At 61.0% G+C, this 24498-nt stretch carries 22 protein-coding genes; 16 read left to right on the forward strand and 6 right to left on the reverse strand.

What is annotated here, in order from left to right; all coding sequences use genetic code 11:
- Positions 1-10 precede the first annotated feature (10 nt).
- The 8 genes from atpA to FW800_RS14540 all read left to right on the forward strand — a co-directional run bounded on the left by atpA (position 11) and on the right by FW800_RS14540 (position 9133).
- A complete protein-coding gene (gene atpA, locus FW800_RS14505) occupies positions 11-1555 on the forward strand; it encodes a F0F1 ATP synthase subunit alpha (protein ID WP_003195831.1) in 1545 nt (514 codons plus the stop codon).
- Between the two features lie 50 nt (positions 1556-1605).
- Entirely contained in the window at positions 1606-2466 is an 861-nt protein-coding gene (gene atpG, locus FW800_RS14510; protein WP_005792602.1) for a F0F1 ATP synthase subunit gamma, read from the forward strand.
- Between the two features lie 27 nt (positions 2467-2493).
- Positions 2494-3870: a F0F1 ATP synthase subunit beta gene (gene atpD, locus FW800_RS14515; RefSeq protein WP_003195827.1), complete on the forward strand. Its 1377-nt coding sequence runs from the start codon at positions 2494-2496 to the stop codon at positions 3868-3870.
- Positions 3871-3914: 44 nt separating this feature from the next.
- Positions 3915-4331, forward strand: a complete 417-nt coding sequence (locus FW800_RS14520) for a F0F1 ATP synthase subunit epsilon (protein ID WP_005792601.1) — start codon at positions 3915-3917, stop codon at positions 4329-4331.
- Positions 4332-4454: 123 nt separating this feature from the next.
- Positions 4455-5822 (forward strand): bifunctional UDP-N-acetylglucosamine diphosphorylase/glucosamine-1-phosphate N-acetyltransferase GlmU, encoded by a 1368-nt coding sequence (glmU, locus tag FW800_RS14525; protein WP_032878616.1) that lies wholly within the window; start codon positions 4455-4457, stop codon positions 5820-5822.
- Positions 5823-6051: 229 nt separating this feature from the next.
- Positions 6052-6819, forward strand: a complete 768-nt coding sequence (locus FW800_RS14530; protein WP_032878617.1) for a DeoR/GlpR family DNA-binding transcription regulator — start codon at positions 6052-6054, stop codon at positions 6817-6819.
- Positions 6820-6829: 10 nt separating this feature from the next.
- Positions 6830-8662 carry a glutamine--fructose-6-phosphate transaminase (isomerizing) gene (glmS, locus tag FW800_RS14535; protein WP_005792598.1) on the forward strand — a complete coding sequence of 611 codons (1833 nt, stop codon included), beginning with the start codon at positions 6830-6832 and terminating at the stop codon, positions 8660-8662.
- A gap of 84 nt (positions 8663-8746) precedes the next feature.
- The gene (locus tag FW800_RS14540; protein WP_446437858.1) at positions 8747-9133 is read left to right on the forward strand and encodes a hypothetical protein; all 387 of its coding nucleotides are present in this window, start codon (positions 8747-8749) and stop codon (positions 9131-9133) included.
- A 149-nt stretch (positions 9134-9282) separates the two neighbouring features.
- On the opposite strand, the gene FW800_RS14545 is transcribed toward FW800_RS14540, so the two are convergent.
- From FW800_RS14545 to FW800_RS14570, 6 genes are read right to left on the reverse strand one after another with little or no spacing between them, the layout of a single operon-like run.
- The gene (locus FW800_RS14545; protein ID WP_446437859.1) at positions 9283-10215 is read right to left on the reverse strand and encodes a phosphatidate cytidylyltransferase; all 933 of its coding nucleotides are present in this window, start codon (positions 10213-10215) and stop codon (positions 9283-9285) included.
- 1 nt (position 10216) lies between these two features.
- On the reverse strand, positions 10217-10837 hold the full coding sequence (locus tag FW800_RS14550; RefSeq protein ID WP_103734102.1) for a lysophospholipid acyltransferase family protein: 621 nt from the start codon (positions 10835-10837) through the stop codon (positions 10217-10219).
- A 9-nt stretch (positions 10838-10846) separates the two neighbouring features.
- On the reverse strand, positions 10847-11290 hold the full coding sequence (locus FW800_RS14555; protein WP_446437860.1) for a hypothetical protein: 444 nt from the start codon (positions 11288-11290) through the stop codon (positions 10847-10849).
- Entirely contained in the window at positions 11280-12578 is a 1299-nt protein-coding gene (locus tag FW800_RS14560; protein ID WP_446437861.1) for a phosphatase PAP2/dual specificity phosphatase family protein, read from the reverse strand. The genes FW800_RS14555 and FW800_RS14560 overlap by 11 nt, the downstream gene beginning before the upstream one ends.
- A 2-nt stretch (positions 12579-12580) precedes the next feature.
- The gene (locus FW800_RS14565) at positions 12581-14329 is read right to left on the reverse strand and encodes a bifunctional alpha/beta hydrolase/class I SAM-dependent methyltransferase (protein WP_446437862.1); all 1749 of its coding nucleotides are present in this window, start codon (positions 14327-14329) and stop codon (positions 12581-12583) included.
- A gap of 10 nt (positions 14330-14339) precedes the next feature.
- On the reverse strand, positions 14340-14963 hold the full coding sequence (locus FW800_RS14570) for a CDP-alcohol phosphatidyltransferase family protein (RefSeq protein ID WP_005792592.1): 624 nt from the start codon (positions 14961-14963) through the stop codon (positions 14340-14342).
- A gap of 308 nt (positions 14964-15271) precedes the next feature.
- On the opposite strand from FW800_RS14570, the gene hflK (FW800_RS14575) reads away from it, so the two are divergent.
- The 8 genes from hflK (FW800_RS14575) (at position 15272) to cfaB (ending at position 24448) form a co-directional block, all read left to right on the forward strand.
- Positions 15272-17197 carry a protease modulator HflK gene (gene hflK / locus FW800_RS14575; protein ID WP_446437863.1) on the forward strand — a complete coding sequence of 642 codons (1926 nt, stop codon included), beginning with the start codon at positions 15272-15274 and terminating at the stop codon, positions 17195-17197.
- A 9-nt stretch (positions 17198-17206) separates the two neighbouring features.
- Positions 17207-18202 (forward strand): protease modulator HflC, encoded by a 996-nt coding sequence (gene hflC / locus FW800_RS14580; RefSeq protein WP_164699557.1) that lies wholly within the window; start codon positions 17207-17209, stop codon positions 18200-18202.
- On the forward strand, positions 18199-19233 hold the full coding sequence (hflK, locus tag FW800_RS14585) for a protease modulator HflK (RefSeq protein ID WP_198714587.1): 1035 nt from the start codon (positions 18199-18201) through the stop codon (positions 19231-19233). Before hflC ends, hflK (FW800_RS14585) begins: the two co-directional genes overlap by 4 nt.
- Positions 19230-21116 (forward strand): cation-translocating P-type ATPase, encoded by a 1887-nt coding sequence (locus tag FW800_RS14590; RefSeq protein ID WP_446437864.1) that lies wholly within the window; start codon positions 19230-19232, stop codon positions 21114-21116. Before hflK (FW800_RS14585) ends, FW800_RS14590 begins: the two co-directional genes overlap by 4 nt.
- A gap of 116 nt (positions 21117-21232) precedes the next feature.
- Positions 21233-21484 (forward strand): BufA2 family periplasmic bufferin-type metallophore, encoded by a 252-nt coding sequence (gene bufA2, locus FW800_RS14595; protein WP_003195792.1) that lies wholly within the window; start codon positions 21233-21235, stop codon positions 21482-21484.
- 67 nt (positions 21485-21551) lie between these two features.
- Complete coding sequence (gene bufB / locus FW800_RS14600; RefSeq protein WP_005792587.1) at positions 21552-22397, forward strand: MNIO family bufferin maturase; 846 nt, start codon at positions 21552-21554, stop codon at positions 22395-22397.
- Complete coding sequence (locus FW800_RS14605) at positions 22388-23176, forward strand: HvfC/BufC family peptide modification chaperone (RefSeq protein WP_446437865.1); 789 nt, start codon at positions 22388-22390, stop codon at positions 23174-23176. Before bufB ends, FW800_RS14605 begins: the two co-directional genes overlap by 10 nt.
- A gap of 87 nt (positions 23177-23263) precedes the next feature.
- Entirely contained in the window at positions 23264-24448 is a 1185-nt protein-coding gene (gene cfaB, locus FW800_RS14610; protein WP_005792585.1) for a C17 cyclopropane fatty acid synthase CfaB, read from the forward strand.
- Positions 24449-24498: the final 50 nt, after the last annotated feature.

Consider the following 24498-nt stretch of genomic DNA (forward strand, 5'->3'; position numbering starts at 1 on the left):
CAGCAGAGCAATGCAGCAACTCAATCCTTCCGAAATAAGTGAAATTATCAAGGGCCGCATCGACAAGCTCGATGTGACCTCCCAAGCCCGTAACGAAGGCACTGTCGTCAGCGTATCTGACGGCATCGTGCGGATTCACGGTCTGGCCGACGTAATGTACGGCGAGATGATCGAGTTTCCGGGCGGCGTCTACGGTATGGCCCTCAACCTGGAGCAAGACTCCGTAGGTGCCGTTGTATTGGGCGCGTACACCAGTCTGGCTGAAGGCATGAGCGCCAAGTGCACAGGCCGCATCCTGGAAGTTCCGGTTGGTAAGGAACTGCTGGGTCGCGTAGTCGACGCACTGGGTAACCCTGTTGACGGTAAAGGTCCACTGGGCAACACCGAGACCGACGCGGTCGAGAAAGTTGCTCCAGGCGTGATCTGGCGTAAGTCGGTAGACCAGCCTGTACAGACTGGCTACAAGGCTGTCGATGCCATGATCCCGGTCGGCCGTGGCCAGCGTGAGCTGATCATCGGTGACCGTCAGATCGGTAAAACCGCTCTGGCGATCGACGCGATCATCAACCAGAAAGACAGCGGCATTTTCTGCGTCTACGTAGCCATCGGTCAGAAGCAATCGACCATCGCCAACGTGGTTCGCAAGCTGGAAGAAAACGGCGCCCTGGCCAACACGATCATCGTGGCTGCCAGTGCTTCGGAATCTCCTGCGCTGCAATTCCTGGCACCGTACTCCGGTTGCACCATGGGTGAATTCTTCCGCGACCGCGGTGAAGACGCGCTGATCGTTTATGACGATCTGTCCAAGCAAGCAGTGGCTTACCGCCAGATTTCCCTGCTGCTGCGCCGTCCACCAGGCCGTGAAGCCTACCCAGGCGACGTGTTCTATCTCCACTCCCGTCTGCTGGAGCGCGCTTCCCGCGTTTCGGAAGAATACGTAGAGAAGTTCACCAACGGCGCAGTGACCGGCAAAACCGGTTCCCTGACCGCACTGCCGATCATCGAAACCCAGGCTGGCGACGTTTCCGCGTTCGTTCCGACCAACGTGATTTCCATCACTGACGGTCAGATCTTCCTGGAATCGGCCATGTTCAACTCCGGGATCCGTCCTGCTGTGAACGCCGGTGTTTCGGTATCCCGTGTGGGTGGTGCCGCTCAGACCAAGATCATCAAGAAGCTCTCCGGTGGTATCCGTACCGCTCTGGCTCAGTACCGTGAACTGGCGGCATTCGCCCAGTTCGCTTCTGACCTGGACGAAGCGACCCGTAAGCAACTTGAGCATGGTCAGCGCGTTACCGAGCTGATGAAGCAGAAGCAATACGCCCCAATGTCGATCGCTGACATGGCGTTGTCGCTGTATGCCGCTGAGCGTGGGTTCCTGACCGACGTTGAAATCGCCAAGGTCGGCAGCTTTGAACAAGCGCTGATTGCTTACTTCAACCGCGATCACGCCGAATTGATGGCGAAGATCAACGTGAAGGGTGACTTCAATGACGATATCGACGCTGGCATGAAAGCCGGTATCGAGAAGTTCAAGGCCACCCAAACCTGGTAAGCCGCAGCGGGAGCCGCAAGGCTCCCGCTTGCTAACCTGATAGGTGTTACATGGCAGGCGCAAAAGAGATTCGCAGTAAGATTGCGAGCATCAAAAGCACGCAAAAAATTACCAGCGCCATGGAAAAAGTGGCGGTCAGCAAAATGCGCAAGGCACAAATGCGCATGGCTGCTAGCCGTCCTTATGCGGAGCGTATCCGCCAGGTAATTGGGCATCTGGCCAACGCCAACCCGGAATACCGCCACCCGTTCATGATCGAGCGCGCCGTCAAGCGTGCAGGTTATGTGGTAGTGAGCAGTGACCGTGGTTTGTGCGGTGGTCTGAATACCAACCTGTTCAAGGCCCTGGTCAAGGACATGGCGGTAAACCGCGAAAACGGCGTCGAGATCGATCTGTGTGTGGTGGGTAGCAAGGGTGCGGCCTTTTTCCGCAACTTCGGCGGTAACGTCGTTGCAGCTATCAGCCATCTGGGTGAAGAGCCGTCGATCAATGATTTGATCGGCAGTGTGAAGGTGATGCTGGATGCGTACCTGGAAGGCCGTATTGACCGCCTTTCCGTGGTATCCAACAAGTTCATCAACACCATGACCCAGCAGCCAACCGTGGAGCAATTGATTCCACTGGTGGCGACTCCGGATCAGGAACTCAAGCACCACTGGGACTACCTCTACGAACCAGACGCCAAAGAGCTGCTTGATGGCTTGATGGTGCGCTACGTGGAGTCGCAGGTGTACCAGGCGGTGGTCGAGAACAACGCAGCTGAACAAGCGGCGCGGATGATCGCGATGAAAAACGCTACCGATAACGCCGGTGATCTGATCAGCGATTTGCAGCTGATCTACAACAAGGCGCGTCAGGCTGCGATCACCCAAGAGATCTCGGAAATCGTCGGCGGCGCTGCCGCGGTTTAACGGTTCAAATATTCAGAGGATCCAGCTATGAGTAGCGGACGTATCGTTCAAATCATCGGCGCCGTTATCGACGTGGAATTTCCACGCGACAGCGTACCGAGCATCTACAACGCGCTGAAAGTACAAGGCGCGGAAACTACCCTGGAAGTTCAGCAACAGCTGGGCGACGGCGTAGTTCGTACCATTGCGATGGGTTCCACCGAAGGCTTGAAGCGCGGTCTGGACGTTGTCGACACTGGCGCTGCCATCTCCGTACCGGTCGGTAAAGCGACCCTGGGCCGGATCATGGACGTACTGGGCAACCCGATCGACGAAGCTGGCCCGATCGCTACCGAAGAGCGCTGGGGCATTCACCGCGCAGCACCTTCGTTCGCAGAACAAGCGGGCGGCAACGACCTGCTGGAAACCGGCATCAAGGTTATCGACCTGGTTTGCCCGTTCGCCAAAGGCGGTAAAGTCGGTCTGTTCGGTGGTGCCGGTGTAGGCAAGACCGTAAACATGATGGAACTGATCCGTAACATCGCCATCGAGCACAGCGGTTATTCCGTGTTCGCCGGTGTGGGTGAGCGTACTCGTGAGGGTAACGACTTCTACCACGAGATGAAGGACTCCAACGTTCTGGACAAAGTGGCACTGGTTTACGGTCAGATGAACGAGCCGCCGGGAAACCGTCTGCGCGTAGCACTGACTGGCCTGACCATGGCCGAGAAGTTCCGTGACGAAGGTAACGACGTTCTGTTGTTCGTCGACAACATCTACCGTTACACCCTGGCCGGTACTGAAGTATCCGCACTGCTGGGCCGTATGCCTTCTGCAGTAGGTTACCAGCCGACCCTGGCTGAAGAGATGGGCGTTCTGCAAGAACGTATCACTTCGACCAAGGAAGGTTCGATCACCTCGATCCAAGCGGTATACGTACCTGCGGATGACTTGACCGACCCGTCGCCAGCCACCACCTTCGCCCACTTGGACGCCACCGTCGTTCTGTCCCGTGACATCGCTTCCCTGGGTATCTACCCAGCGGTCGATCCACTCGACTCGACTTCGCGCCAGCTGGATCCGAACGTGATCGGCCAGGAGCACTACGACACCGCTCGCGGCGTTCAGTACGTGCTGCAGCGTTACAAAGAACTGAAGGACATCATTGCGATCCTGGGTATGGACGAGCTGTCGGAAGCCGACAAGCAGTTGGTAAACCGTGCTCGTAAGATCCAGCGTTTCTTGTCGCAGCCGTTCTTCGTGGCTGAAGTCTTCACCGGTGCCTCGGGTAAATACGTTTCCCTGAAAGACACCATTGCTGGCTTCAAAGGCATCCTCAACGGTGACTACGACCACCTGCCAGAACAAGCGTTCTACATGGTTGGCGGCATCGAAGAAGCGATCGAGAAAGCCAAGAAACTGTAATCCAGGCGCCCGGCAACGGGCGCTCATCAGGTTGAGGCAATCAGATGGCTATGACAGTCCATTGCGATATCGTCAGCGCGGAAGGGGAAATTTTCTCCGGTCTGGTCGAGTTTGTAACAGCGCACGGCGACTTGGGTGATCTTGGTATCGCCATGGGTCACGCCCCGCTGATCACAAGCTTGAAGCCAGGTCCGATCACTCTGACCAAGCAAGGCGGGGAAAAAGAGGTGTTCTACATCTCTGGTGGTTTCCTCGAGGTTCAGCCGAACATGGTCAAGGTACTTGCCGACACCGTGCAACGTGCTGGCGACCTGGATGAAGCCTCCGCTCAGGAAGCCGTCAAGGCTGCCGAGAAGGCCCTGAACGAAAAAGGCGCAGACTTCGACTACAGCGCTGCTGCAGTTCGTCTGGCCGAGGCTGCAGCTCAGCTGCGCACGCTCCAGCAGATCCGCAAGAAGTAAGCGGCCTTGCCGTTACACTTCATGCGTGATTGATTAAAAAGGGTGGCCTCGGCTACCCTTTTTCTTTTTTTGCAAAACACTTCTTTGGTCTGAACCCGGACCGCCCAGGATTGGTAGCCATTCATGTCTCTTGAAATCGTCATTCTCGCCGCAGGCCAGGGCACCCGTATGCGTTCAGCCCTGCCCAAGGTGCTGCACCCGGTCGCGGGTAACTCCATGCTGGGTCATGTTATCCACAGCGCCCGGCAATTGGACCCGCAACGTATTCATGTGGTGATCGGCCACGGTGCCGATGTGGTCCGTGAGCGTCTGGCTGCGGACGACTTGAATTTCGTATTGCAAGACAAGCAACTGGGCACCGGCCACGCTACCGCGCAAGCCGTGCCCTTCATTACCGCCGACACGGTGCTGATCCTCTATGGCGATGTACCGCTGATTGAAGTAGAAACCCTGCAACGACTGCTCAAGCACGTAGTGCCTGGCCAGATGGGCTTGCTCACCGTTGAGTTGGACGACCCTACCGGCTATGGCCGCATCGTGCGCAATGCCGACGGGAAGGTTGCCGCGATCGTCGAGCACAAGGACGCCAGTGAAGCCCAGCGCGCCATTACCGAAGGCAACACCGGCATTCTTGCCGTACCTGCCGATAAGCTGGGCGACTGGATGAGCCGTCTGTCCAACAACAATGCCCAGGGCGAGTACTACCTCACCGACGTCATTGAGATGGCCGTCAGCGATGGCCTGGTGGTCGCCACTGAGCAGCCCCACGACCCGATGGAAGTGCAGGGCGCCAACGACCGCAAGCAGCTTGCAGAGCTGGAGCGTCACTACCAGTTGCGTGAAGGCCTGCGTCTGATGGCCCAGGGCGTGACCCTGCGTGACCCGGCGCGTTTCGATGTGCGTGGCGACGTAACAGTAGGCCGCGACGTGCTGATCGATATCAACGTGATCCTCGAAGGCCGGGTGATCATTGAAGACAATGTGGTCATCGGCCCGAACTGCGTGATCAAGGACAGCACCTTGCGCAAAGGCGTGGTCGTCAAGGCCAACAGCCATGTCGACGGTGCCGTGATGGGTGAGGGCAGCGATGCGGGGCCGTTTGCGCGCTTGCGTCCAGGTAGCGAGCTGGGGGCCAAGGCCCATGTGGGTAACTTTGTCGAACTGAAAAACGCACACCTCGGCGAAGGTGCAAAAGTCGGTCACCTGACTTACCTGGGCGATGCCGTCATCGGCGCCCGCACCAACATTGGTGCCGGCACGATCACCTGCAACTATGACGGCGCCAACAAGTACCAGACGACGATTGGTGAAGATGTATTCATTGGCTCCAATAACTCGCTGATTGCACCCGTCACCATTGGCGATGGTTCAAATACGGCGGCAGGCTCGACCATCAACCAGGATGTGGATAAGTCCCAGCTGGCGGTAGCCCGCGCCCGTCAACGCAATATCGACGGTTGGAAACGCCCGGTCAAAATCAAGAAGACCTGAGTTATCCACAGCCTTGGCAGCGTCAAAACTCCAATGTGGGAGGGGGCTTGCTCCCGATAGCGGTGGACCAGTCAACTCATCAGGTGACTGACACACCGCCATCGAGGGCAAGCACCCTCCCACATTTGCCGGTGTTGTTCGAAAAATAGTTATCGCCCCCGCTTGACGATCTTTCGCCAATAGGTTTTGATTGCCTTCGTTATCTTTCGGAACGAAACTTATCACTGCCATGTCGAAACGAAATACTCCCCAGCGGCGCCACAATATCCTCACCTTGCTAAATGAGCAGGGCGAAGTCAGCGTGGACCAACTGGCCAAGCGTTTCGAAACTTCGGAAGTCACCATCCGCAAGGACTTGGCCGCCCTCGAAAGTAACGGCCTGCTTCTGCGTCGCTACGGTGGCGCAATCACCATGCCCCAAGAGCTGGTGGGCGACGCCGCCCAGCCCATCTCGGCCTACAAGCGTGCCATCGCACGTGCGGCCGTGGTGCGCTTGCGTGAACATGCGCGCATCATCATCGACAGCGGCAGCACCACCGCCGCCATGATTCCGGAACTCGGTCATCAACCCGGGCTGGTGGTTATGACCAACTCCTTGAATGTGGCCCGCGCCCTGAGCGAACTGGAACATGAACCGGTGCTGTTAATGACCGGCGGTACCTGGGACCCGCATTCGGACTCGTTCCAGGGGCAGGTCGCCGAGCAGGTGCTGCGTTCCTACGATTTTGATCAGTTGTTCATCGGCGCCGACGGCATCGACTTGCAGCGCGGCACCACCACCTTCAACGAACTGCTGGGCCTGAGCCGTGTGATGGCTGAGGTCGCCCGTGAAGTGGTGGTGATGGTCGAGTCCGACAAGATTGGCCGCAAGATTCCCAACCTGGAGCTGCCCTGGAGCAGCGTCCATACCCTTATTACCGATGATCGCCTGCCACTTGAGGCCCGCGACCAGATCCAAGCCCGCGGCATTACGCTGATATGCGCGGCAGTCATCTAGGAGAAACACCATGTGTGGAATTGTTGGCGCAGTCGCCGAACGTAACGTAACTGCTATCCTGATCGAAGGCCTCAAGCGCCTGGAATACCGCGGCTATGACAGCGCAGGCGTGGCTGTCTTCACCAACGCCGGCAAGCTGGAGCGTATGCGCCGCCCGGGCAAGGTCAGCGAGTTGGACCAGGCTCTGGCCGGCGAGCCTCTGGCGGGTCGCCTGGGTATCGCCCACACCCGTTGGGCCACCCACGGCGCGCCGTGCGAACGCAACGCCCACCCGCATTTTTCCGGTGACCTGGCGGTGGTGCACAACGGCATCATCGAAAACCACGAAGTGCTGCGTGAGCAACTCAAGGGCCTGGGCTACGTGTTCACCTCGGACACCGACACCGAAGTGATCGCCCACCTGCTCAACCACAAGCTCAAAGACCACAGTGACCTGACCACGGCCCTCAAGGCCACAGTCAAAGAGCTGCACGGCGCCTACGGCCTGGCCGTGATCAGTGCCAGCCAGCCTGACCGCTTGGTTGCCGCGCGCAGTGGCAGCCCATTGGTAATCGGCCTGGGCCTGGGCGAGAACTTCCTTGCCTCCGACCAACTGGCCCTGCGCCAGGTGACCGACCGTTTCATGTACCTGGAAGAAGGCGATATTGCCGACATCCGCCGTGAAAGCGTACAGATCTGGGACGTTGACGGTCAGTCGGTCGAGCGTGAAGCCGTGCAATACCGCGACGGTGCCGAAGCCGCCGACAAAGGCGAGTTCCGCCACTTCATGCTCAAGGAAATCCACGAGCAGCCATCCGTGGTGCAACGCACCCTGGAAGGTCGCCTGAGCCAGAACCAGGTGCTGGTCAACGCCTTCGGCCCGCAAGCCGCCGAACTGTTCGCCAAAGTGCGCAATGTACAAATCGTTGCGTGTGGCACCAGCTACCACGCCGGTATGGTCGCGCGTTATTGGCTGGAAGAATTGGCCGGCATCCCGTGCCAGGTCGAAGTCGCCAGCGAGTTCCGCTACCGCAAAGTGGTGGTGCAGCCAGACACCCTGTTCGTGACCATCTCCCAGTCCGGCGAAACCGCCGACACCCTGGCTGCCCTGCGCAACGCCAAGGAGCTGGGCTTCCTCGGCAGCCTGGCCATCTGCAACGTCAGCATCAGCTCGCTAGTGCGTGAATCCGACCTGACCCTGCTGACACAGGCTGGTCGCGAAATCGGCGTGGCCTCCACCAAAGCCTTCACTACCCAATTGGTAGGCCTGTTGTTGCTGACCCTGTCCCTGGGTCAAGTACGCGGCACCCTCGCCGAGGGCGTCGAAGCCACTCTGGTGGAAGAACTGCGTCGCCTGCCAACCCGCCTGGGCGAAGCCCTGGCCATGGACAGCACCGTGGAAAAAGTCGCCGAGCTGTTCGCCGACAAGAACCACACCCTGTTCCTCGGCCGCGGCGCGCAGTACCCGGTGGCGATGGAAGGCTCGCTGAAACTCAAGGAAATCTCGTACATCCACGCCGAAGCCTACCCGGCCGGCGAGCTGAAGCACGGCCCACTGGCCCTGGTGGATGACGACATGCCGGTGGTCACAGTCGCGCCGAACAACGAACTGCTGGAGAAGCTCAAGTCCAACCTGCAGGAAGTACGCGCCCGTGGCGGCCAATTGATCGTCTTCGCAGATGAAAAGGCAGGCATGACCAATGGCGAGGGCACCCACGTGATCAACATGCCGCACATCCACGACACGCTGTCGCCGATCCTCTACACCATCCCGCTGCAGTTGCTGTCGTACTACGTTGCGGTGCTCAAGGGCACCGACGTTGACCAGCCGCGTAACCTGGCGAAGTCGGTGACGGTGGAGTAAGGCTTACTGACGTACCCGAAAGGGGCTGTTTTCAACAGCCCCTTTTTTACGTTTTGGATTCGCTTAATTCAAGGATGCGTACTGATGCAACACCCTTCTGCTACTGTCCACGCACGTTTGCACGATCGTCGGTTTGCGGTCGCGAACAACGCCCAAGGGGTGTCCGGCACCGGCACCGTGTTTCATTACCAAATCGAAGATGGCGTGATATCGAGCACTTACCAGGGTGGCCGGATTCGCGTGGGCACGCAGGTCGGGCGGGTGACCGGTGCAGAGACCATCGAGCTGCTATTTCAGTGCGTAACCCTGGAAGGTGAACTGCGCGCGGGGTGGTCACGTGGCACGGTAGGCGTGGATCACGCCGGGCGCACCACGCTGAGTTTCGTTTGGGGCTGGCTATCGGGTGCGATAGGCGGAGGGGAGTCTAGCTATGTCGAGATCACTGCTGCACCAGTTTCAGACTTTGCTTAAACCCTGAAAGCACCACAAGTCCAAGGTGGGAGGGGGCTTGCTCCCGATTGCGGTGTATCAGCCAGCATAGGCAGTTACTGACAAACCGCTATCGGAGGCAAGCCTCCTCCCACATTTTGATCTTCATTGGTGCTGAAAAAGGGATGGAGTCAGGTCCACCAGTAGCGCACGAGGTGAAAGAAAATCGGTGCCGCAAAGCACACCGAATCCAGGCGATCCAACATCCCGCCGTGCCCTTCGATCATGTGCCCCCAGTCTTTCACGCCGCGGTCACGCTTGATCGCCGACATCACAATCCCGCCGGCAAAACCAAGCAGGTTGATCAACAGCGCAATCAAGAACGACTGCCACGGGTTGAACGGCGTGGTCCACCATAGCGCCGCGCCGATCAAGGACGACAGCAGAATGCCGCCCACAAACCCCTCCACGGTTTTCGACGGTGACAGGTTGGGCGCGATCTTGTGTTTGCCGAATAGTTTGCCGCATACGTACTGCAGCACGTCCGAAAGCTGCACCACGATCACCAGGTAAGCGATCAACAACAGGTTGCGGCCTTCGTAGCCGGGGATGTCCAACGTCAGCAGGGCAGGGACGAAGGACACGCAGAACACTGCGATCATCAGCCCCCATTGCACTTTCGATGCGCGTTCCAGGAAGTGGGTGCTGTCGCCGCCGAAGGAGGCGAGGATCGGCAGCAGCAGGAACACGTACACCGGAATGAAGATCGAGAACAGCCCGTACCAGTCGGCGTAGATCAGCACGTATTGCAGTGGCAGGGCCAGGTAGAACGCGGCCACCAGGGCCGGGTAGTCGCTGCGCCGAGTCGGGGTGAGGGTGAGGAATTCGCGCAGGGCGTAGAACGATACCGCGTAGAACAGCAGGATCACCGCGCCGGTGCCGAGCCAGAAGGCGACGCCGATCACTACCACCATGACCCACCAGGCGTTGATACGGGCGTTGAGGTTGTCGATGACTGCGTTGGGGCTGCCACGGGTGCGCAGCTTGAGGATCAGGCCGATCAGCGAGGCGATGACCAGGATCGCGCCGATGCCGCCGAACAACATCAGGGTTTGGCTATCCATTTCAGGAGTGCTCCGGGGCGAGGGCGAGCAGGGCGTCGCGGGTGCGGGCGAGGAATGCGGCTTTGTCTTCGCCTTCTTCCAATTGCAGGGGGGCACCGAAGCTGGTTGTGCATAACAACGGCAGTGGCAGCACGCGCCCTTTGGGCATAACCCGGTTGAGGTTGGCTATCCACACGGGAACCAACTCGGCCTGTGGGTAACTTTTTGCCAGGTGATACAAACCGCTTTTGAACGGCAGCAAGCCATCCTCCAGATTGCGCGTGCCTTCAGGAAAAATGATCAGCGAGTCACCGCCTTCCAGAGCCGCGAGCATGGGCAGCAATGGGTTATCCACAGGCTCTTTGCGCTCGCGGTCGATCAGCACGCCATTGAACACCCGGTTGATGATGTAGCGGCGCAGCGCGCTCTTGTTCCAGTAATCGCTGCCGGCCACCGGGCGTGTGAATTTGCGCAGGTTCTGCGGCAGCGACGCCCACACCAGCACGAAGTCGCCGTGACTGCTGTGGTTGGCGAAATAGATGCGTTGCACCGGTACTGGCGCGCACCCCAGCCACAGGCTGCGAGCGCCGGTGACGGTGCGGGCCATGGAGGTAATCAGCGTGGCGACCACGGGTTCGAACATGGGAATTCCTTATCCGGCGAAAGGCAGCCAAGGGCTGGCGAGAATGACGCCCAAGGTCAGCAGCGCTTGCGCGCCCAGCAACCAGGCTTGTTTACGCAATAGTTTAAGGGCGCCACGGCGGCGTTCGGTCCACGGCCGACCGGCTCGCTTGGACGATTGCAGGCCGAGGGTTTGCAGGGCCTGGTCAAGGTCTGGGGTGCGGGTAACGTCGCGGGCCAGCAAGGCGAACAGGTCGGCGTCGAAGGCCACTCGCAGCGCCCAGTACTTTTGCAGCAGGCCCAGCACGATCATCCACAGGGCCAGCAGCAGGCAGATCGTCGAGATACTGGCCAACAACAATTGGGCGAGGCCGAACAGTACGCCGAGCAACGTCAGGCCTGTGGATAACTGATCCAGGGAACGGCCACGGCGTAGCAGGCTGGCAACTATCTGGAGTTCCATATCAGCGGGCATGGTGCAAACCCTCCAACGCTTTACGGTGTGCGGGGTGCAGGACCACAGTGGCCCGTGCTGTACGAATAATAGCCAGTGCTTCATCGACCGTGGCGGCTCGGCCAGTATTCAGCAGCCAGGCGGCGACAGCAGTGGCGCTACGGGAGTAACCGAGGGCGCAGCACACCAGCAAGGGGCCGCTCGTTCGCAGGCGTTCAATGGCGTGTGCGGCTTCCAGGCATTCGTCGGCTGTCGGGGTGACGAGGTCCAGTACCGGCACGCAGGCATAAGCGCGGCCCAGTGGATTAATCGGCAGTTCGGCGCACAGATCGACAATGGCCCTGAACGAGCCCTGCTCGCTGGCCATAGGAATGCGCCCCAGCCAGACGTTATCCACAATCAGGTCCGGCTGTGGATGTTTGCGTGTCCACAGCCGCGAATTGACCCACGCACCCGCTAAATAAGGCGCATACAACCAGCGGGCTGCAGGCGTAACGCGGCCATCCGCACGTTTTTGAAAGCCCGACGCGCCGATCACAAGGTAGTTGGCGGTGATCAACCCCAGGGAAACCGCTGGCCACAGCAGCCACAGCCAGCCGCCGCCCAGCACCAGGGCAAGTGCCAGCAGTAATAGCGTGCCCAGCCCGTAGCGCACAGCCAGGCGCCAGCGTTGGGTATCCCGCGTCAACCGCGCACTCAACAATGGGCTCGGGTGCTCCACTGGCCATAACCACACGCACAGCCACCCCGCGAGGGCGCCTGTGGGTAAGTCGATAAAGTGATGTTGATAAGTGGTCAGCACCGAGATGCCGATCAGCGCAAACCAGCCGTGCACCACCCAGCGCCAGACCCCCTGGGTGTGCCGCTGGTACATGACCCACAGGATCACCAGCAGTGCGATATGCAGCGAAGGTGCCTGGTTGAACGGTTTGTCGAAACCGGCCAGCACCGCGAATAGCCAGCCAAACACCCCGTCCAGCTCTGGCCGCTCAAAGGTGAAGCGCAGCGGCCAGATCAGGAAGCAGCTGACGGCAATCACCTGCGCACTCAGCAGGCGCAGTGCATGTTGTTTCAGCTCATGCCGTGTATTGGGCAGCAGCAGAGAGAAGCCGTAGAGCAGGTCGATGGACCAATAGGGCACGATGGTCCAGGCCCAGAACGGCATATGGCTTTCCCAGCCGAACACCAGCGTGCCGACGTCGCTGCGCTGGCTGGTGACCCAGGTGGCGAAGCCGTAGGTGCTGAAAAACAGCGGCGCCAACAGCAGCAGCCAGAGCACCGCTGGTTTCAATAAACCGGGTTCGCGCATGTTCAGATCTTCTGTGCCAGGGACACAGTGAAAATGCCCCACTCATCCACGCGCTGGGTGATCTTGCGAAAGCCCGCGGCTTCAACCAACTGGTCCATTTCCGCCTGGCTGCGCCGACGCATCACCCAGGCCTGGCCCTGGCGGTGGCTGGTGAGCGCGCGGGCAATCAGCTCCAACTGCGGGTGCCACGGCTGCCCGGTGTAGACCAGGTAACCCCCCGGCTCCACGGCGTCGGCCAGCCCCGCCAGTGAACCACCGACCATGGCGTTATCGGCGAACAACTCATACAGGCCAGACACCACGGCCAGGGTCGGCTTGGGGTCCAGGGCGGCCAGGTCAGCGCGGTCGAACGCATCGCCTTTGACGAACTGGGCGATGTCCCCCAAGCCCTTCTCGCGAATCAGCGCGCCACCGTCGCGCACGTTGATGTCGCTGTAGTCGCGCAGCAGGATCGACTCCGGCAACGGCGATACGCCTTGCAAGGCTTCAAGGATGTAACGGCCGTGGCCGGCGGCGATATCGACGATACGGACCTCGCGGTGCTCGTCACGCAGCTTGGTCATGGCCAAGCGCAGCAGTTCCTCGACGTTCAGCTTGCGCTGGCGAATACCGCGCCAGCCAATGGAGTTGAGGTAGTTGGTGTCGATCATCCGCCCCAGCCCGCCCTTGCCGGTAGGCTTATTGCGATACACGTAGTCCAGCGTGCTGCCGGAGTCGAAACCGGTGTCGAAGCCCAGTTTCACGCCGTCCGACAGGTTCTTGCCCAGGCCCATGCTGGCGCGGGTCATGCGCCAGTAGAGGTCGCGCAGGGAATTGCGTGGCAGTGGCGCGGCAAGGGATTCGGATTCGGCGCAGGTGGCGCCAAGTTTGTCGGCGTCCAGTAGAGAGGCGCGGTCCAGCGGATGTGCGAAGTTCTGCAAGATAAAGCGTTTGGCGCTGCTCGCGGCCACGGCTCGGTCACGTTCACCGAGGGTGTCGTGGAAAAACCCAGGGAGGATATGCAGCTCTTTTTTCAGGCTGCCGAGGCGGTCGAAAAATTGCTGCTGGGGTTTACGGTGCACCACAAAATCGGAACCGGAGATAAGCAACTGGGTAGGCACCTGGATCGCCTGGGCGTCGGCTACAACCCGATCGGCCGCTTCGTACAGGCCCAGCAGCACATTCACCGAGATGGCTTTGGTGATCAGCGGGTCGCTGTCGTAGGACGCCACCCGTTCCGGGTCATGGCTGAGGAACTTGGCCTTGACGTAGCTGTTGACGAAAAAGTTGCCACGAAACCTGCGCATCAAGGCCAGGCCCGGGCGGGCGAAGGGCACGTACAGCTTGACCTTGAAGGCGGGCGAGGCGAGCACCAGGGCGCGGATTTTTGGCGCGTAGTCGTGAACCCAGGTGGCCGCGATCACCGCGCCGACGCTTTGGGCGATCACGGCCAGGTTTTGCTCTTCGATGCCGTAGGTGGCGCCGATATGGTCGCAGAAGGTCTGCACATCACGGGCACTGGTGGCAAAGCTGGGGCTGTCGCCGCGCTCGCCGGGCGATTGGCCGTGGCCGCGGGCGTCCCAGGCGAAGAAATCAAACCCCGGCAAGTCCAGTTCATCCACCAGGTGGGCAATACGTCCGGAGTGCTCATGGCCACGATGGAACAACAGGATTGCCTTGCGCGGCCCGGCGTCTGCCGTGGCCGGCCAGTGCCGGTAGAAAAGCTCGACGCCATCATGGGTACTGAAGGTGTGCTCTTGCTGTTCGCGCATCGCAAAATCCTTATGCAGAAGGGGGAGTTTGTTGCTGTTCTTTGAGGCCCTGACGCACCCGGTTGACCAAGGTATAGGCGAGCAGGGCGGCGATCAGCCACATCACTGCCTCGACCCAACCGGCGCCGAGCCAGCCCAGCGCCACGCCGGTCGCCAGCACACCCAGTACAAAAGCCCGATCACTCTTGCCCATCGGCCCGTCATAGCGACGCGATGCGCCCACCATCGGCCCCAACACACCGGCGTACTCGCTGAAGACTGCAAGCAGTGTCACCAGCACCACCGGCACCGGGCTCACGCCGGGGATCAGGGCAAAGGGCAGGATCAGCGCGCTGTCGGCGATCACATCGCACAGTTCATTGAGGTAAGCGCCGAGGCGTGACTGCTGGCCGAATTCTCGAGCGAGCATGCCGTCGATGGCGTTGAGGGCCATGCGCACGATCATCCATAAAGGGATCAACGCAAACAGCCAGAGGTGTTGGGCGAAGCCTGCGATCAACAACCCCACCAGCAGCGAAACAACTCCGGCCAGCACGGTGATCTGGTTGGCGGTGGTGCCGTTGTCATAGAGGCGCTGCACAAGCGGGCGCAGCAGGTTTTGAAACCGCGGTTTGAGTTGGTAGATGGAAATCATGGGGTGGCGCTTCCTTGTCCGTGAACCCGCGAAAAGCTGTTTCGGAGTGTGCCGATTAATCGCCGCCGACACCAGTGATGGCTCGTGTTTATAGGGGGTTAGTCACACTCCAGAGAGCACAGCAAAACAAATGTGGGAGGGGGCTTGCCCCCGATTGCGGTGTACCAGTAACTAATCAGTCGACTGACACACTGCTATCGGGGGCAAGCCCCCTCCCACAAGGGATTCAGAGTGGATGCAAAAGCGAACAAAAATTTCACGCTTCGTGTTATATCGTAACGAATTGTGTACAAGTGGGCATTGAGCGGATGCAGGTGGATTTAGAAGCTGATGGCGCTTCGGTAGAAGGCCTGGCGCGTTTTCAGCAAGGGCTGTTCCATGCCCGTCGGTTACGCCAAGCGGGTATCAGCTTGACGACCCTGGCGATCAGCGGATGGGTGTTGGCGCTGTTCGTGGCGTTGTTTGCGCCACTGTCGATCTGGCCGGTGGTGTTGATCAACTGCGCTTCGGCCCTGCTGCTGTTGGTGGCCGGGTTGCAGTCGGCCTGGTGGGTGGCTGATTGGCGTGCCCAGGCGCTGGAGGTGCCGAGCGCTGAGTTGATTGAGCAACCCATTGAGCCCACTGCCTGGCACAAGGGGCTGATCAACCGTTTCGGCAACGGCCTGCTGGCACAGGTTGGCGCACCGGTACTGTGGTTGGCCGGCTGGTCGTTGCTGGCGTTGGTCAGCGTTATCCAGTTCTGGGACCTGGCCTTGCCTGCTGCGGCCATCGGTCAGTCCGCCAGTATCGGTGCGGCGCTGGCATTGGGGCTGGCTTTTGGCTTGCTGGTGTTCGAACGTCGCCTGGCCCAGGAAACCGCCGCCCAGTGGCCGGAAGCTTCACAGCTGGCGCAGTTGAGTCGGGTGGCGATTATCTGCCTGGTGCTTAGTGCCATCTGCCTGTTGTTTGCCAATGCCGAGTCGGTGTGGCCGCTGCGTCTGGCGACACTCGTCGGCCTGTTGCCGGCGCTGGTGGCGCTGGAGTTCCTGCTGCGGGGCGTGCTGTCGCTGTTCAGCCCGCGCCAGCCGCGCCTTGAGCCGCGCTTGATGGCGCAGAGTTTTATCGCCGGCCTGCTGCGTTGGCCGCCACAACCGTTGCTGGCGTTGCAGCATGAATTGCACAACCGTTTTGGCATCGACCTGCGCCAGATCTGGGCCTTCACCTACATGCGCCGGGCTTTCCTGCCGGTGTTGCTGGTGGTGCTGGCGGTAGGCTGGGCGCTAACCGGCGTGCATGAAGTACCCCTGCAAGGGCGTGGGATTTATGAGCGCTTCGGCAAACCGGTCGAGGTGTTCGGCCCCGGCCTGCATACGGGTTTGCCGTGGCCGCTGGGTCGCGTACTCAACGTTGAGAACGGCGTGGTGCATGAGTTGGCGACCAGCGTCAGCGAAGCCGCCACACCGGAGCTGGCCGCTGCCGAAGGTCCGGCACCGTTGATTGCCAACCGCCTGTGGGACGCCAGCCATGTGAATGACAAATCCCAGGTCATCGCCAGCAGCAGCGGCGATAAGCAGGGCTTCCAGATCGTCAACATGGACGTGCGATTTGTCTACCGCATCGGCCTCACCGACCAGGCTGCGCTTGCCGCCACTTACAACAGCGCGGACATACCCACCCTGATCCGCAGCACCGCCAGCCGCATCCTGGTGCATGACTTTGCCTCGCGCACTCTCGACGAATTGCTCGGTGAACAACGCACCAGCCTCGCCGACGAGATTGGCCGCACGGTGCAAGCAGACCTGCACACCCTCGACAGCGGGGTGGAGATCCTTGCCACGGTGGTTGAAGCGATCCACCCACCGGCTGGCGCCGCCAATGCTTACCACGGTGTGCAAGCCGCCCAGATCGGCGCCCAGGCACTGATCGCCCGTGAACGTGGCGCGGCCAGCGAGCAGACCAACCAGGCGCTGCTGCAAGCCAGCACCGTCCGTGATCAGGCCCAGGCCGGCGCCCGCGAAGTGAATGCCGGCGCTCAAGCGGCGAACCTGCGCTTTGCCGCCGAACAAAAAGCCTATGCCGCGGCGGGCCAGGCTTTCGTGCTGGAACAGTACCTGAGCCAACTGAGCCTGGGCCTGGCCCACGCCAAGCTGCTTATTCTGGATCATCGTTTGGGCGCCGACAGTGCGCCGACGATTGATCTGCGTTCTTTTACTTTGCCCGCCGATCCACTGGCGCCGCGCAAAGCCGTTCAATAAGGAGTCTGTCTGTTGAGCGCTCATTCCCACGATCACGGTCATCACCATCATCACGGCCACCACCATCACCACCATGGTGATGAACAAGCGGCCGGGCCTTTCCCTTGGCGGCGCATGGCCTGGGCGGCGTTACTGGTGCTGTTTGCCGTGGCAGCGGCGAGCCTGGTGCAGGTGCGCTCCGGCGAGGCCACGGTGATTACTCGCTTCGGCAACCCCGCACGGGTGCTGTTGGAACCGGGCCTGGGCTGGCGCTGGCCGGCGCCATTCGAAGCGGCGATCCCGGTGGACCTGCGCCTGCGCACCACGTCCAGCGGCTTGCAGGATGTGGGCACCCGCGATGGCCTGCGGATTATCGTGCAGGCCTATGTGGCGTGGCAGGTGCAGGGCGATGCCGACAATGTGCAGCGCTTCATGCGCGCAGTGCAGAACCAGCCGGACGAAGCGGCGCGGCAGATCCGCACCTTCGTCGGCTCGGCGCTGGAAACCACGGCGGCCAGCTTTGACCTGTCCAGCTTGATCAACACCGACGCCAGCCAAGTGCGCATCGCCGATTTTGAAGCGCAGTTGCGCCAGCAGATTGATCAACAATTGCTCGCCACCTACGGCGTGCGCGTGGCGCAGGTCGGCATTGAGCGCCTGACATTGCCGTCGGTGACACTCACCGCCACGGTTGATCGTATGCGCGCCGAGCGGGAAACCATCGCCACTGAACGCACCGCCGTGGGCAAGCGCGAAGCGGCGCAAATCCGCTCCGCCGCCGAGCGTGATGCGCGCATTGTGCAGGCAGATGCGACGGTGAAAGCCGCCGATATCGAAGCGCAGTCGCGGGTTGAAGCCGCGCAGATTTATGGCCGCGCCTACGCTGGCAATCCGCAGCTGTATAACCTGCTGCGCTCACTGGATACCTTGGGCACGGTGGTCACGCCAGGGACCAAGATCATCCTGCGTACCGACGCCGCGCCGTTCCGCGCCCTGGTGGATGGGCCGAAGGACATCCAGCCATGAGCGAACGCGACAGTCCCGACAGCCCTTGGATTCAGGCCGGGCGCCTGACGTTCCTGGCGCTGTACGCGGTCACCGTATTGGCGGCGTTGGCCTGGGCCTTTTCCAATGTGCGCCAGATCGACCCGCAAAATCGCGCCGTGGTCCTGCATTTCGGCGCCCTCGATCGCATTCAGAACGCCGGATTGTTGTTGGCTTGGCCGCAGCCTTTCGAACAAGTCGTCCTGCTGCCAGCCGCCGACCGGGTGATCGAGCGCCGAGTGGAGAACCTGCTACGTTCCGACGCGGCGCTGCAGGCCGATCGCGTGGCCAGTTTCGCTACGCCGTTGAGCGATGCCCTGGCCGGTTCCGGCTACCTGCTGACGGGCGATGCCGGGGTGGTGCAGTTGGACGTGCGGGTGTTCTACAAGGTGACCGAGCCCTATGCCTTCGTGTTGCAGGGCGACCACGTGCTGCCGGCCCTGGATCGACTGGTGACGCGCAGCGCCGTGGCCCTCACCGCTGCGCGGGATCTGGACACCATCCTGGTAGCCCGCCCGGAGCTGATCGGCAGTGACAATGGCGCCGCCGAACGCCGTGAGCGGCTGCGCGGCGACCTGGTGCAAGGTATTAATAAACGCCTGGCGGAGTTGGCGGCCAGCGGCTTGGGGCTGGGTATCGAAGCCACCCGCGTCGATGTGCAATCGAGCCTGCCAGGGCCTGCGGTGAATGCGTTCAACGCGGTACTGACCGCCAGCCAGCAAGCCGATAAAGCCGTGGCCAACGCCCGCACTGAAGCGGAAAAACTCACCCAGACCGCCAACCAGGAGGCTGACCGCCAAGTGCAAGTCGCCCATGCCCAGGCCAGCGAGCGCTTGGCCAATGCCCAGGCGCAGACCGCTACCGTTGCCAGCCTGGCCCAGGTCAAAGACCCCGGTTTGCTGTTGCGCCTGTACCGTGAACGCCTGCCGAAAATTCTCGGCCAGGCCGGTTCAGTGACCACTGTCGATCCCAAAGACGACTCCCGCTTGATCATCCAGGGAGCCGAGCAATGAGCGCACCCATGCTGACCTCTGCCGAACAGCGCAGCGCTGCCCGGCAATTGACCTTGGCGATGCTCGCCCTGGGCTTGCTCGTGCTGGGCCTGGTGTGGCGCTGGCTCGCGCCGGACCAGAGCGGCGTCAGCCAGCTGCTGCTGGGCGTGGCTTCGCTGTTGGTAGCGGTGCCGGTGATGCGTTCAGCCTGGTACAGCCTGCGCTTTCCGAGCCTGCACGGCATCACCGACCAATTGATCGCCCTGGCCATGCTCGGCGCCTGGGCCACGGGTGATCTGCTCACCGCCGCGTTGCTGCCGATCATCATGATCTTTGGCCATGTGCTGGAAGAGCGCAGCGTGATTGGCTCCCAGGAAGCGATCCATGCCCTGGGCAAACTCACCCGCAGCCACGCACGCCTGGTGCAGGCAGACGGGACCATCACCGAAGTGGATAACGGCACCTTGAACACCGGCGATATCGTCGAAGTGCGTGCCGGCGACCGCGTGCCGGCCGATGGCGTGGTGTTGTCCGGCCAGGCGAGCCTGGACACGGCGCCGATCACCGGCGAGTCGGTGCCGTTGGAAGCCAGCGTGGGCGTGCAGGTGTTTGGTGGGGCGATCAACCTCGATGGTCTGCTGCGCCTTGAAGTCACGCGCACCGGTAACGAATCGACTTTGGGCAAAGTCATTGCGCTGATGCAGAACGCCGAGCGGGCCAAGCCGCCGATCACCCGGCTGCTGGAACGCTATGCCGGCAGCTACATGGTGCTGGTGTTGCTGCTGGCGGCCGTTACCTGGTTTGTCACCAATGACGCCCAGGCGATGCTCGCGGTGCTGGTGGCAGCGTGCCCCTGTGCCTTGGTGTTGTCGGCACCGGCCACGGCGATTGCCGGGATCGCCGTGGCGGCGCGCCATGGCATCCTGATTCGCAGCTCGGCGTTCCTGGAAGAACTGGCCGACCTGACATCGCTGGTGGTCGACAAGACCGGCACCCTGACCTTTGGCACCCTGCGTTTGCAGTCCATCGAGACCACCGCACCGGATCGCCAGGAGCTGCTGAACCTGGCGGCCAGCCTCGGCTCGGCGAGCAGTCACCCGGTCAGCCGAGCGTTGGCGGGGTTGGCGACTCAGGAGCAGTTACTGGCGCTCACCGACATTCGCGAGCGTCAGGGCCTGGGCGTGGTCGCACAGACCGAACAGGGCGAAGCGGCGCTGGGACGGCCGGAGTTATTTGAACAGTTGGGCATCGTCAACACCGCCGTGCCCACCCATGATGGCCCGATTGCCGGGCTGGCGTTGAACGGCGAGTTCCTCGCCTGGCTGCTGTTGGCCGACAGCGTCAAACCCGAAGCGCGCCAGGCCCTGCAAGAGCTGCGTGACTTGGGCCTGGGCCGCCAACTGCTGCTGACCGGCGACCGCCAAAGCGTGGCCGACAGCCTGGCGCTGGACGTGGGCATCAGTGATGTCGAAGCCCAAGCGCTGCCGGAAGACAAGCTCAACCGCGTACTGGGCGAAATCAGCAGTGGCTTCAGGCCAATGGTGGTGGGCGATGGCATCAACGACTCCCTGGCGCTCAAGGCCGGTGTGGTCGGTGTGGCCATGGGCGCGGGCGGTTCGGACATCGCCCTGGCCTCGGCGGACGTGGTGCTGATCGGCAGCGACTTGCGCCGCCTGGGCACCTGTGTGCGCTTGAGTCGCCAGTGTCGGCAGACGTTGCAGGTCAACGTGATCATTGGCTTGGGCTGGACACTGGCCATTGTCGTGTTCGCCGCATTTGGCTGGTTGGGGGCGGCGGGTGCGATGATCGCGGCGGTGCTGCACAACCTCAGTACCCTGCTGGTACTGGGTAACGCTGGGCGTTTGCTGCGCTTCCAGGAGCCGCTGTTGAAGCTCGACGAATAATTTCAGAAATATTTGCTCACGGCTGTAACGCCGATAGGGGGCCTCACTCTAGTGCTGTGTCGAGACTGAACAATCCGTTCGGACCGGCTCCACTACTGATCATGAGGAATACAACAATGAGCATTAAATCCGCTGCTGCTGGTGCCGCCCTCGCAATGGCCGCTGCTTCTCTGTTCGCAGGTGTGGCCACTCAGGTACAAGCTGCAGACGCCACCGTTCACTGCTACGGCGTGACCTCCTGCAAAGGCATGAACGACTGCAAAACCAAGGACCACGCGTGCAAGGGCCAGGGCGAGTGCAAAGGGATGGGCTTCAAGGCCATGACTAAATCGGCCTGCGACGCCGCTGGCGGTAAAGTCGGCGAGTAACCGGCAAACGAGTGCAACCGCGGCGGCTGCCTGCCACCGCTGCGGACACTTTGCCCAGGAGTGAGTCATGTCCGCGTCCCTTCCAAGTCTGGGTTACGGCCTGGGTTTACGCAGTGAGTACTACCAGCAGATCCTCGAACAGTCGCCGGCCGTGGATTGGTTCGAAGTGATCTCCGAGAATTATCTGGTGCAGGGCGGCAAAGCCTTGTACTACCTGGATGCGATAGCCGAGCGTTACCCCGTGGTGATGCACGGGGTGTCCTTGTCCATCGGCGGGCCGCATGCCCTCGATACCGATTACCTTGCGCAAATCAAACAGCTCGCCGAGCGCATCCAGCCGGCCTGGATTTCCGATCACCTGTGCTGGAGCCGCGGCAGCGCGCATCAGCTGCATGACCTGCTGCCGCTGCCCTACACCGAAGAAAGCCTCTATCACGTGGCCGGTCGTGTGCGTCAGGTGCAGGACGTGTTGCAGCGCCCGCTGGTGCTGGAAAACGTCTCCAGCTATGTGCGCTCCAAGGCTGATGAGTTCACCGAGTGGGAGTTCCTCAACGCTTTGGCCCACCTGAGCGGGTGTCAGTTGTTGCTGGACGTGAACAATGTGTATGTGAGTGCGCGTAACCATGGCTTTGATGCCTGGACGTTTATCCGCAACCTGCCGCCCGAGAGCATCCGCCAACTGCACCTGGCCGGGCATATGGACTACGGCGACTATGTGGTCGACACCCACGACCATCCTGTGTGCGACCCGGTGTGGGCGCTTTACCAACAGACCCTGGAGCATTTGGGGCCGGTGTCGACGCTGTTGGAGCGCGATGATCATTTCCCGCCGTTCGAAGAGTTGCTCACTGAGTTGAGCAAGGCCCGCGAGCTGGCTGCCAGCGCCCTGGCCAGGAGATCGCTATGCGCCTGATCGATTGGCAATTGGCTTTTGAAGAGCACCTGTTATCTGAACCTTGCGCTGCCAACAGCAGCTTTGCCGCTACCTTGCTGGGGGGGCCGACGCTGGATGTGGACACCGGCCTGGCGATTTACCACAACGCCTATCTGTCGCGATTGAAAGAAGTGCTGTGCCATGACTTCAGCGCTATCCGATATTGGCTGGGTGATGATGAATTTGCCGCGCTGAGCGAAGCCTACATTCGCCGTTACCCCTCGGCCCACTACAGCCTGCGTTGGCTCGGTGAGCGCTTTTCGATGTTTATCCTTGAGCACTTGGTCGCAGAACACAGTGCGCCGCTGGCTGAATTGGCGCGCCTGGAGTGGGCGTTTACCCTGGCGTTCGATGCACCCCAGGGTACGCCGCTGACCGTGAATGACATGGCGCAATTGGCACCCGGGGACTGGCCGACGCTACAGGTAAGCCTGGCGCCTTCAGTGCAGCATTTGCTGTGCCGTTTCAACACGCTGGCGATCTGGCGAGCCAGCAAGGATGCATCGGGTTTTCCCGGCAGCCAGGCGCTGGACCCGATGCAAATCTGCCTGGTATGGCGTCATCAGAATGTGTGTCACTACCGCAGCCTGGAGCCTGACGAAGCCTGTGCACTGGCAGGGATGGTGACTACCGGCTGGAATTTTTCAGAACTGTGCGCAGAGTTGGCAGTCACTTATTCAGAGGGTGCGTCGCTGCAAGCGGCCACGTGGCTGAAACAGTGGATCCAGGACGGTTTGCTCGAATTCCGAGCCCCATAGAGACGTGCTATTAAATCGATAGCCTCCTACTTTGTCTTCGGATGGTCTACCCTCACTCCAGACGTCTGAAACAAGGGGGGATTACTCATGCTCGCGCAACTTCCACCGGCCTTACAGAATCTTCAGCTACCGTTGCGTCTTCGACTCTGGGACGGCCATGAATTCAACTTGGGTCCTGAGCCCAGTGTGACGATTGTGGTCAAGGACCCCACGATGGTGTCCAAGCTGACCCACCCAACGCTCGATTCACTGGGCGAAGCCTTCGTCGAAGGCAAACTGGAGCTGGAGGGCTCCATCACCGAGGTGATCAGGGTATGTGACGAGTTGAGCCACGCCTTGATCGATGACGACGAAGGCAGCCGTCCGGTGCGCTCGATCCACGACAAGGCCACCGACGCGGCAGCCATTTCCTACCATTACGACCTGTCCAACGAGTTCTACCAACTATGGCTGGATCAGGACATGGCGTATTCCTGCGGTTATTTCGAAACCGGCAGCGAATCCATCGACCAGGCCCAGCAAGACAAATTCCGTCACCTGTGCCGCAAACTGCGGCTGCAGCCGGGCGAGTACCTGCTCGACGTGGGGTGTGGTTGGGGCGGGCTTGCGCGGTTTGCGGCGCGGGAATTCGGGGTCAAGGTGTTTGGTATCACCTTGAGCAAGGAACAGCTGGCGCTGGCCAGGGAGCGGGTAAAAGCCGAAGGCCTGGAGGATCAGGTCGATCTGCAATTGCTCGACTATCGCGACCTGCCCCAGGACGGCCGCTTCGACAAAGTGGTGAGCGTGGGTATGTTCGAACACGTCGGCCACGCCAACCTGGCGCAGTACTGTCAGACGCTGTTCGGTGCCGTGCGTGAAGGCGGCCTGGTGATGAACCATGGCATTACCGCCAAACACACCGATGGTCGCCCAGTGGGCCGAGGCGCTGGGGAGTTTATCGAGCGCTACGTATTTCCCAACGGCGAACTGCCTCACCTGGCGATGATGACCGCCGAGATCAGCGAGGTCGGGTTGGAAGTGGTGGATGTCGAAAGTTTGCGCTTGCACTACGCCCGCACGTTGGACCATTGGAGCGAGCGCCTGGAAGACAATCTGGAAGCGGCGGCGAAGATGGTGCCGGAGCAGGCGTTGCGCATCTGGCGGCTGTACCTGGCCGGTTGCGCTTATGCGTTTGCCCGGGGCTGGATCAACTTGCACCAGATATTGGCGGTCAAACCCCATGCCGATGGTGGTCATGAGCTGCCGTGGACGCGGGAAGATCTCTACCGCTGACCCGTTTTCCAGAACACTGAAGATCCAAATGTGGGAGGGGACTTGCCCCC

It is taken from the genome of Pseudomonas sp. 910_23, from assembly GCF_052850795.1.

Bases quoted from the DNA above. Each gene is read 5' to 3' on its own strand.
- atpA (WP_003195831.1), top strand. From the start codon at position 11: ATGCAGCAACTCAATCCTTCCGAAATAAGTGAAATTATCAAGGGCCGC.
- atpG (WP_005792602.1), top strand. From the start codon at position 1,606: ATGGCAGGCGCAAAAGAGATTCGCAGTAAGATTGCGAGCATCAAAAGC.
- atpD (WP_003195827.1), top strand. From the start codon at position 2,494: ATGAGTAGCGGACGTATCGTTCAAATCATCGGCGCCGTTATCGACGTG.
- FW800_RS14520 (WP_005792601.1), top strand. From the start codon at position 3,915: ATGGCTATGACAGTCCATTGCGATATCGTCAGCGCGGAAGGGGAAATT.
- glmU (WP_032878616.1), top strand. From the start codon at position 4,455: ATGTCTCTTGAAATCGTCATTCTCGCCGCAGGCCAGGGCACCCGTATG.
- FW800_RS14530 (WP_032878617.1), top strand. From the start codon at position 6,052: ATGTCGAAACGAAATACTCCCCAGCGGCGCCACAATATCCTCACCTTG.
- glmS (WP_005792598.1), top strand. From the start codon at position 6,830: ATGTGTGGAATTGTTGGCGCAGTCGCCGAACGTAACGTAACTGCTATC.
- FW800_RS14540 (WP_446437858.1), top strand. From the start codon at position 8,747: ATGCAACACCCTTCTGCTACTGTCCACGCACGTTTGCACGATCGTCGG.
- FW800_RS14545 (WP_446437859.1), bottom strand. From the start codon at position 10,215: ATGGATAGCCAAACCCTGATGTTGTTCGGCGGCATCGGCGCGATCCTG.
- FW800_RS14550 (WP_103734102.1), bottom strand. From the start codon at position 10,837: ATGTTCGAACCCGTGGTCGCCACGCTGATTACCTCCATGGCCCGCACC.
- FW800_RS14555 (WP_446437860.1), bottom strand. From the start codon at position 11,290: ATGCCCGCTGATATGGAACTCCAGATAGTTGCCAGCCTGCTACGCCGT.
- FW800_RS14560 (WP_446437861.1), bottom strand. From the start codon at position 12,578: ATGCGCGAACCCGGTTTATTGAAACCAGCGGTGCTCTGGCTGCTGCTG.
- FW800_RS14565 (WP_446437862.1), bottom strand. From the start codon at position 14,329: ATGCGCGAACAGCAAGAGCACACCTTCAGTACCCATGATGGCGTCGAG.
- FW800_RS14570 (WP_005792592.1), bottom strand. From the start codon at position 14,963: ATGATTTCCATCTACCAACTCAAACCGCGGTTTCAAAACCTGCTGCGC.
- hflK (WP_446437863.1), top strand. From the start codon at position 15,272: ATGCAGGTGGATTTAGAAGCTGATGGCGCTTCGGTAGAAGGCCTGGCG.
- hflK (WP_198714587.1), top strand. From the start codon at position 18,199: ATGAGCGAACGCGACAGTCCCGACAGCCCTTGGATTCAGGCCGGGCGC.
- FW800_RS14590 (WP_446437864.1), top strand. From the start codon at position 19,230: ATGAGCGCACCCATGCTGACCTCTGCCGAACAGCGCAGCGCTGCCCGG.
- bufA2 (WP_003195792.1), top strand. From the start codon at position 21,233: ATGAGCATTAAATCCGCTGCTGCTGGTGCCGCCCTCGCAATGGCCGCT.
- bufB (WP_005792587.1), top strand. From the start codon at position 21,552: ATGTCCGCGTCCCTTCCAAGTCTGGGTTACGGCCTGGGTTTACGCAGT.
- FW800_RS14605 (WP_446437865.1), top strand. From the start codon at position 22,388: ATGCGCCTGATCGATTGGCAATTGGCTTTTGAAGAGCACCTGTTATCT.
- cfaB (WP_005792585.1), top strand. From the start codon at position 23,264: ATGCTCGCGCAACTTCCACCGGCCTTACAGAATCTTCAGCTACCGTTG.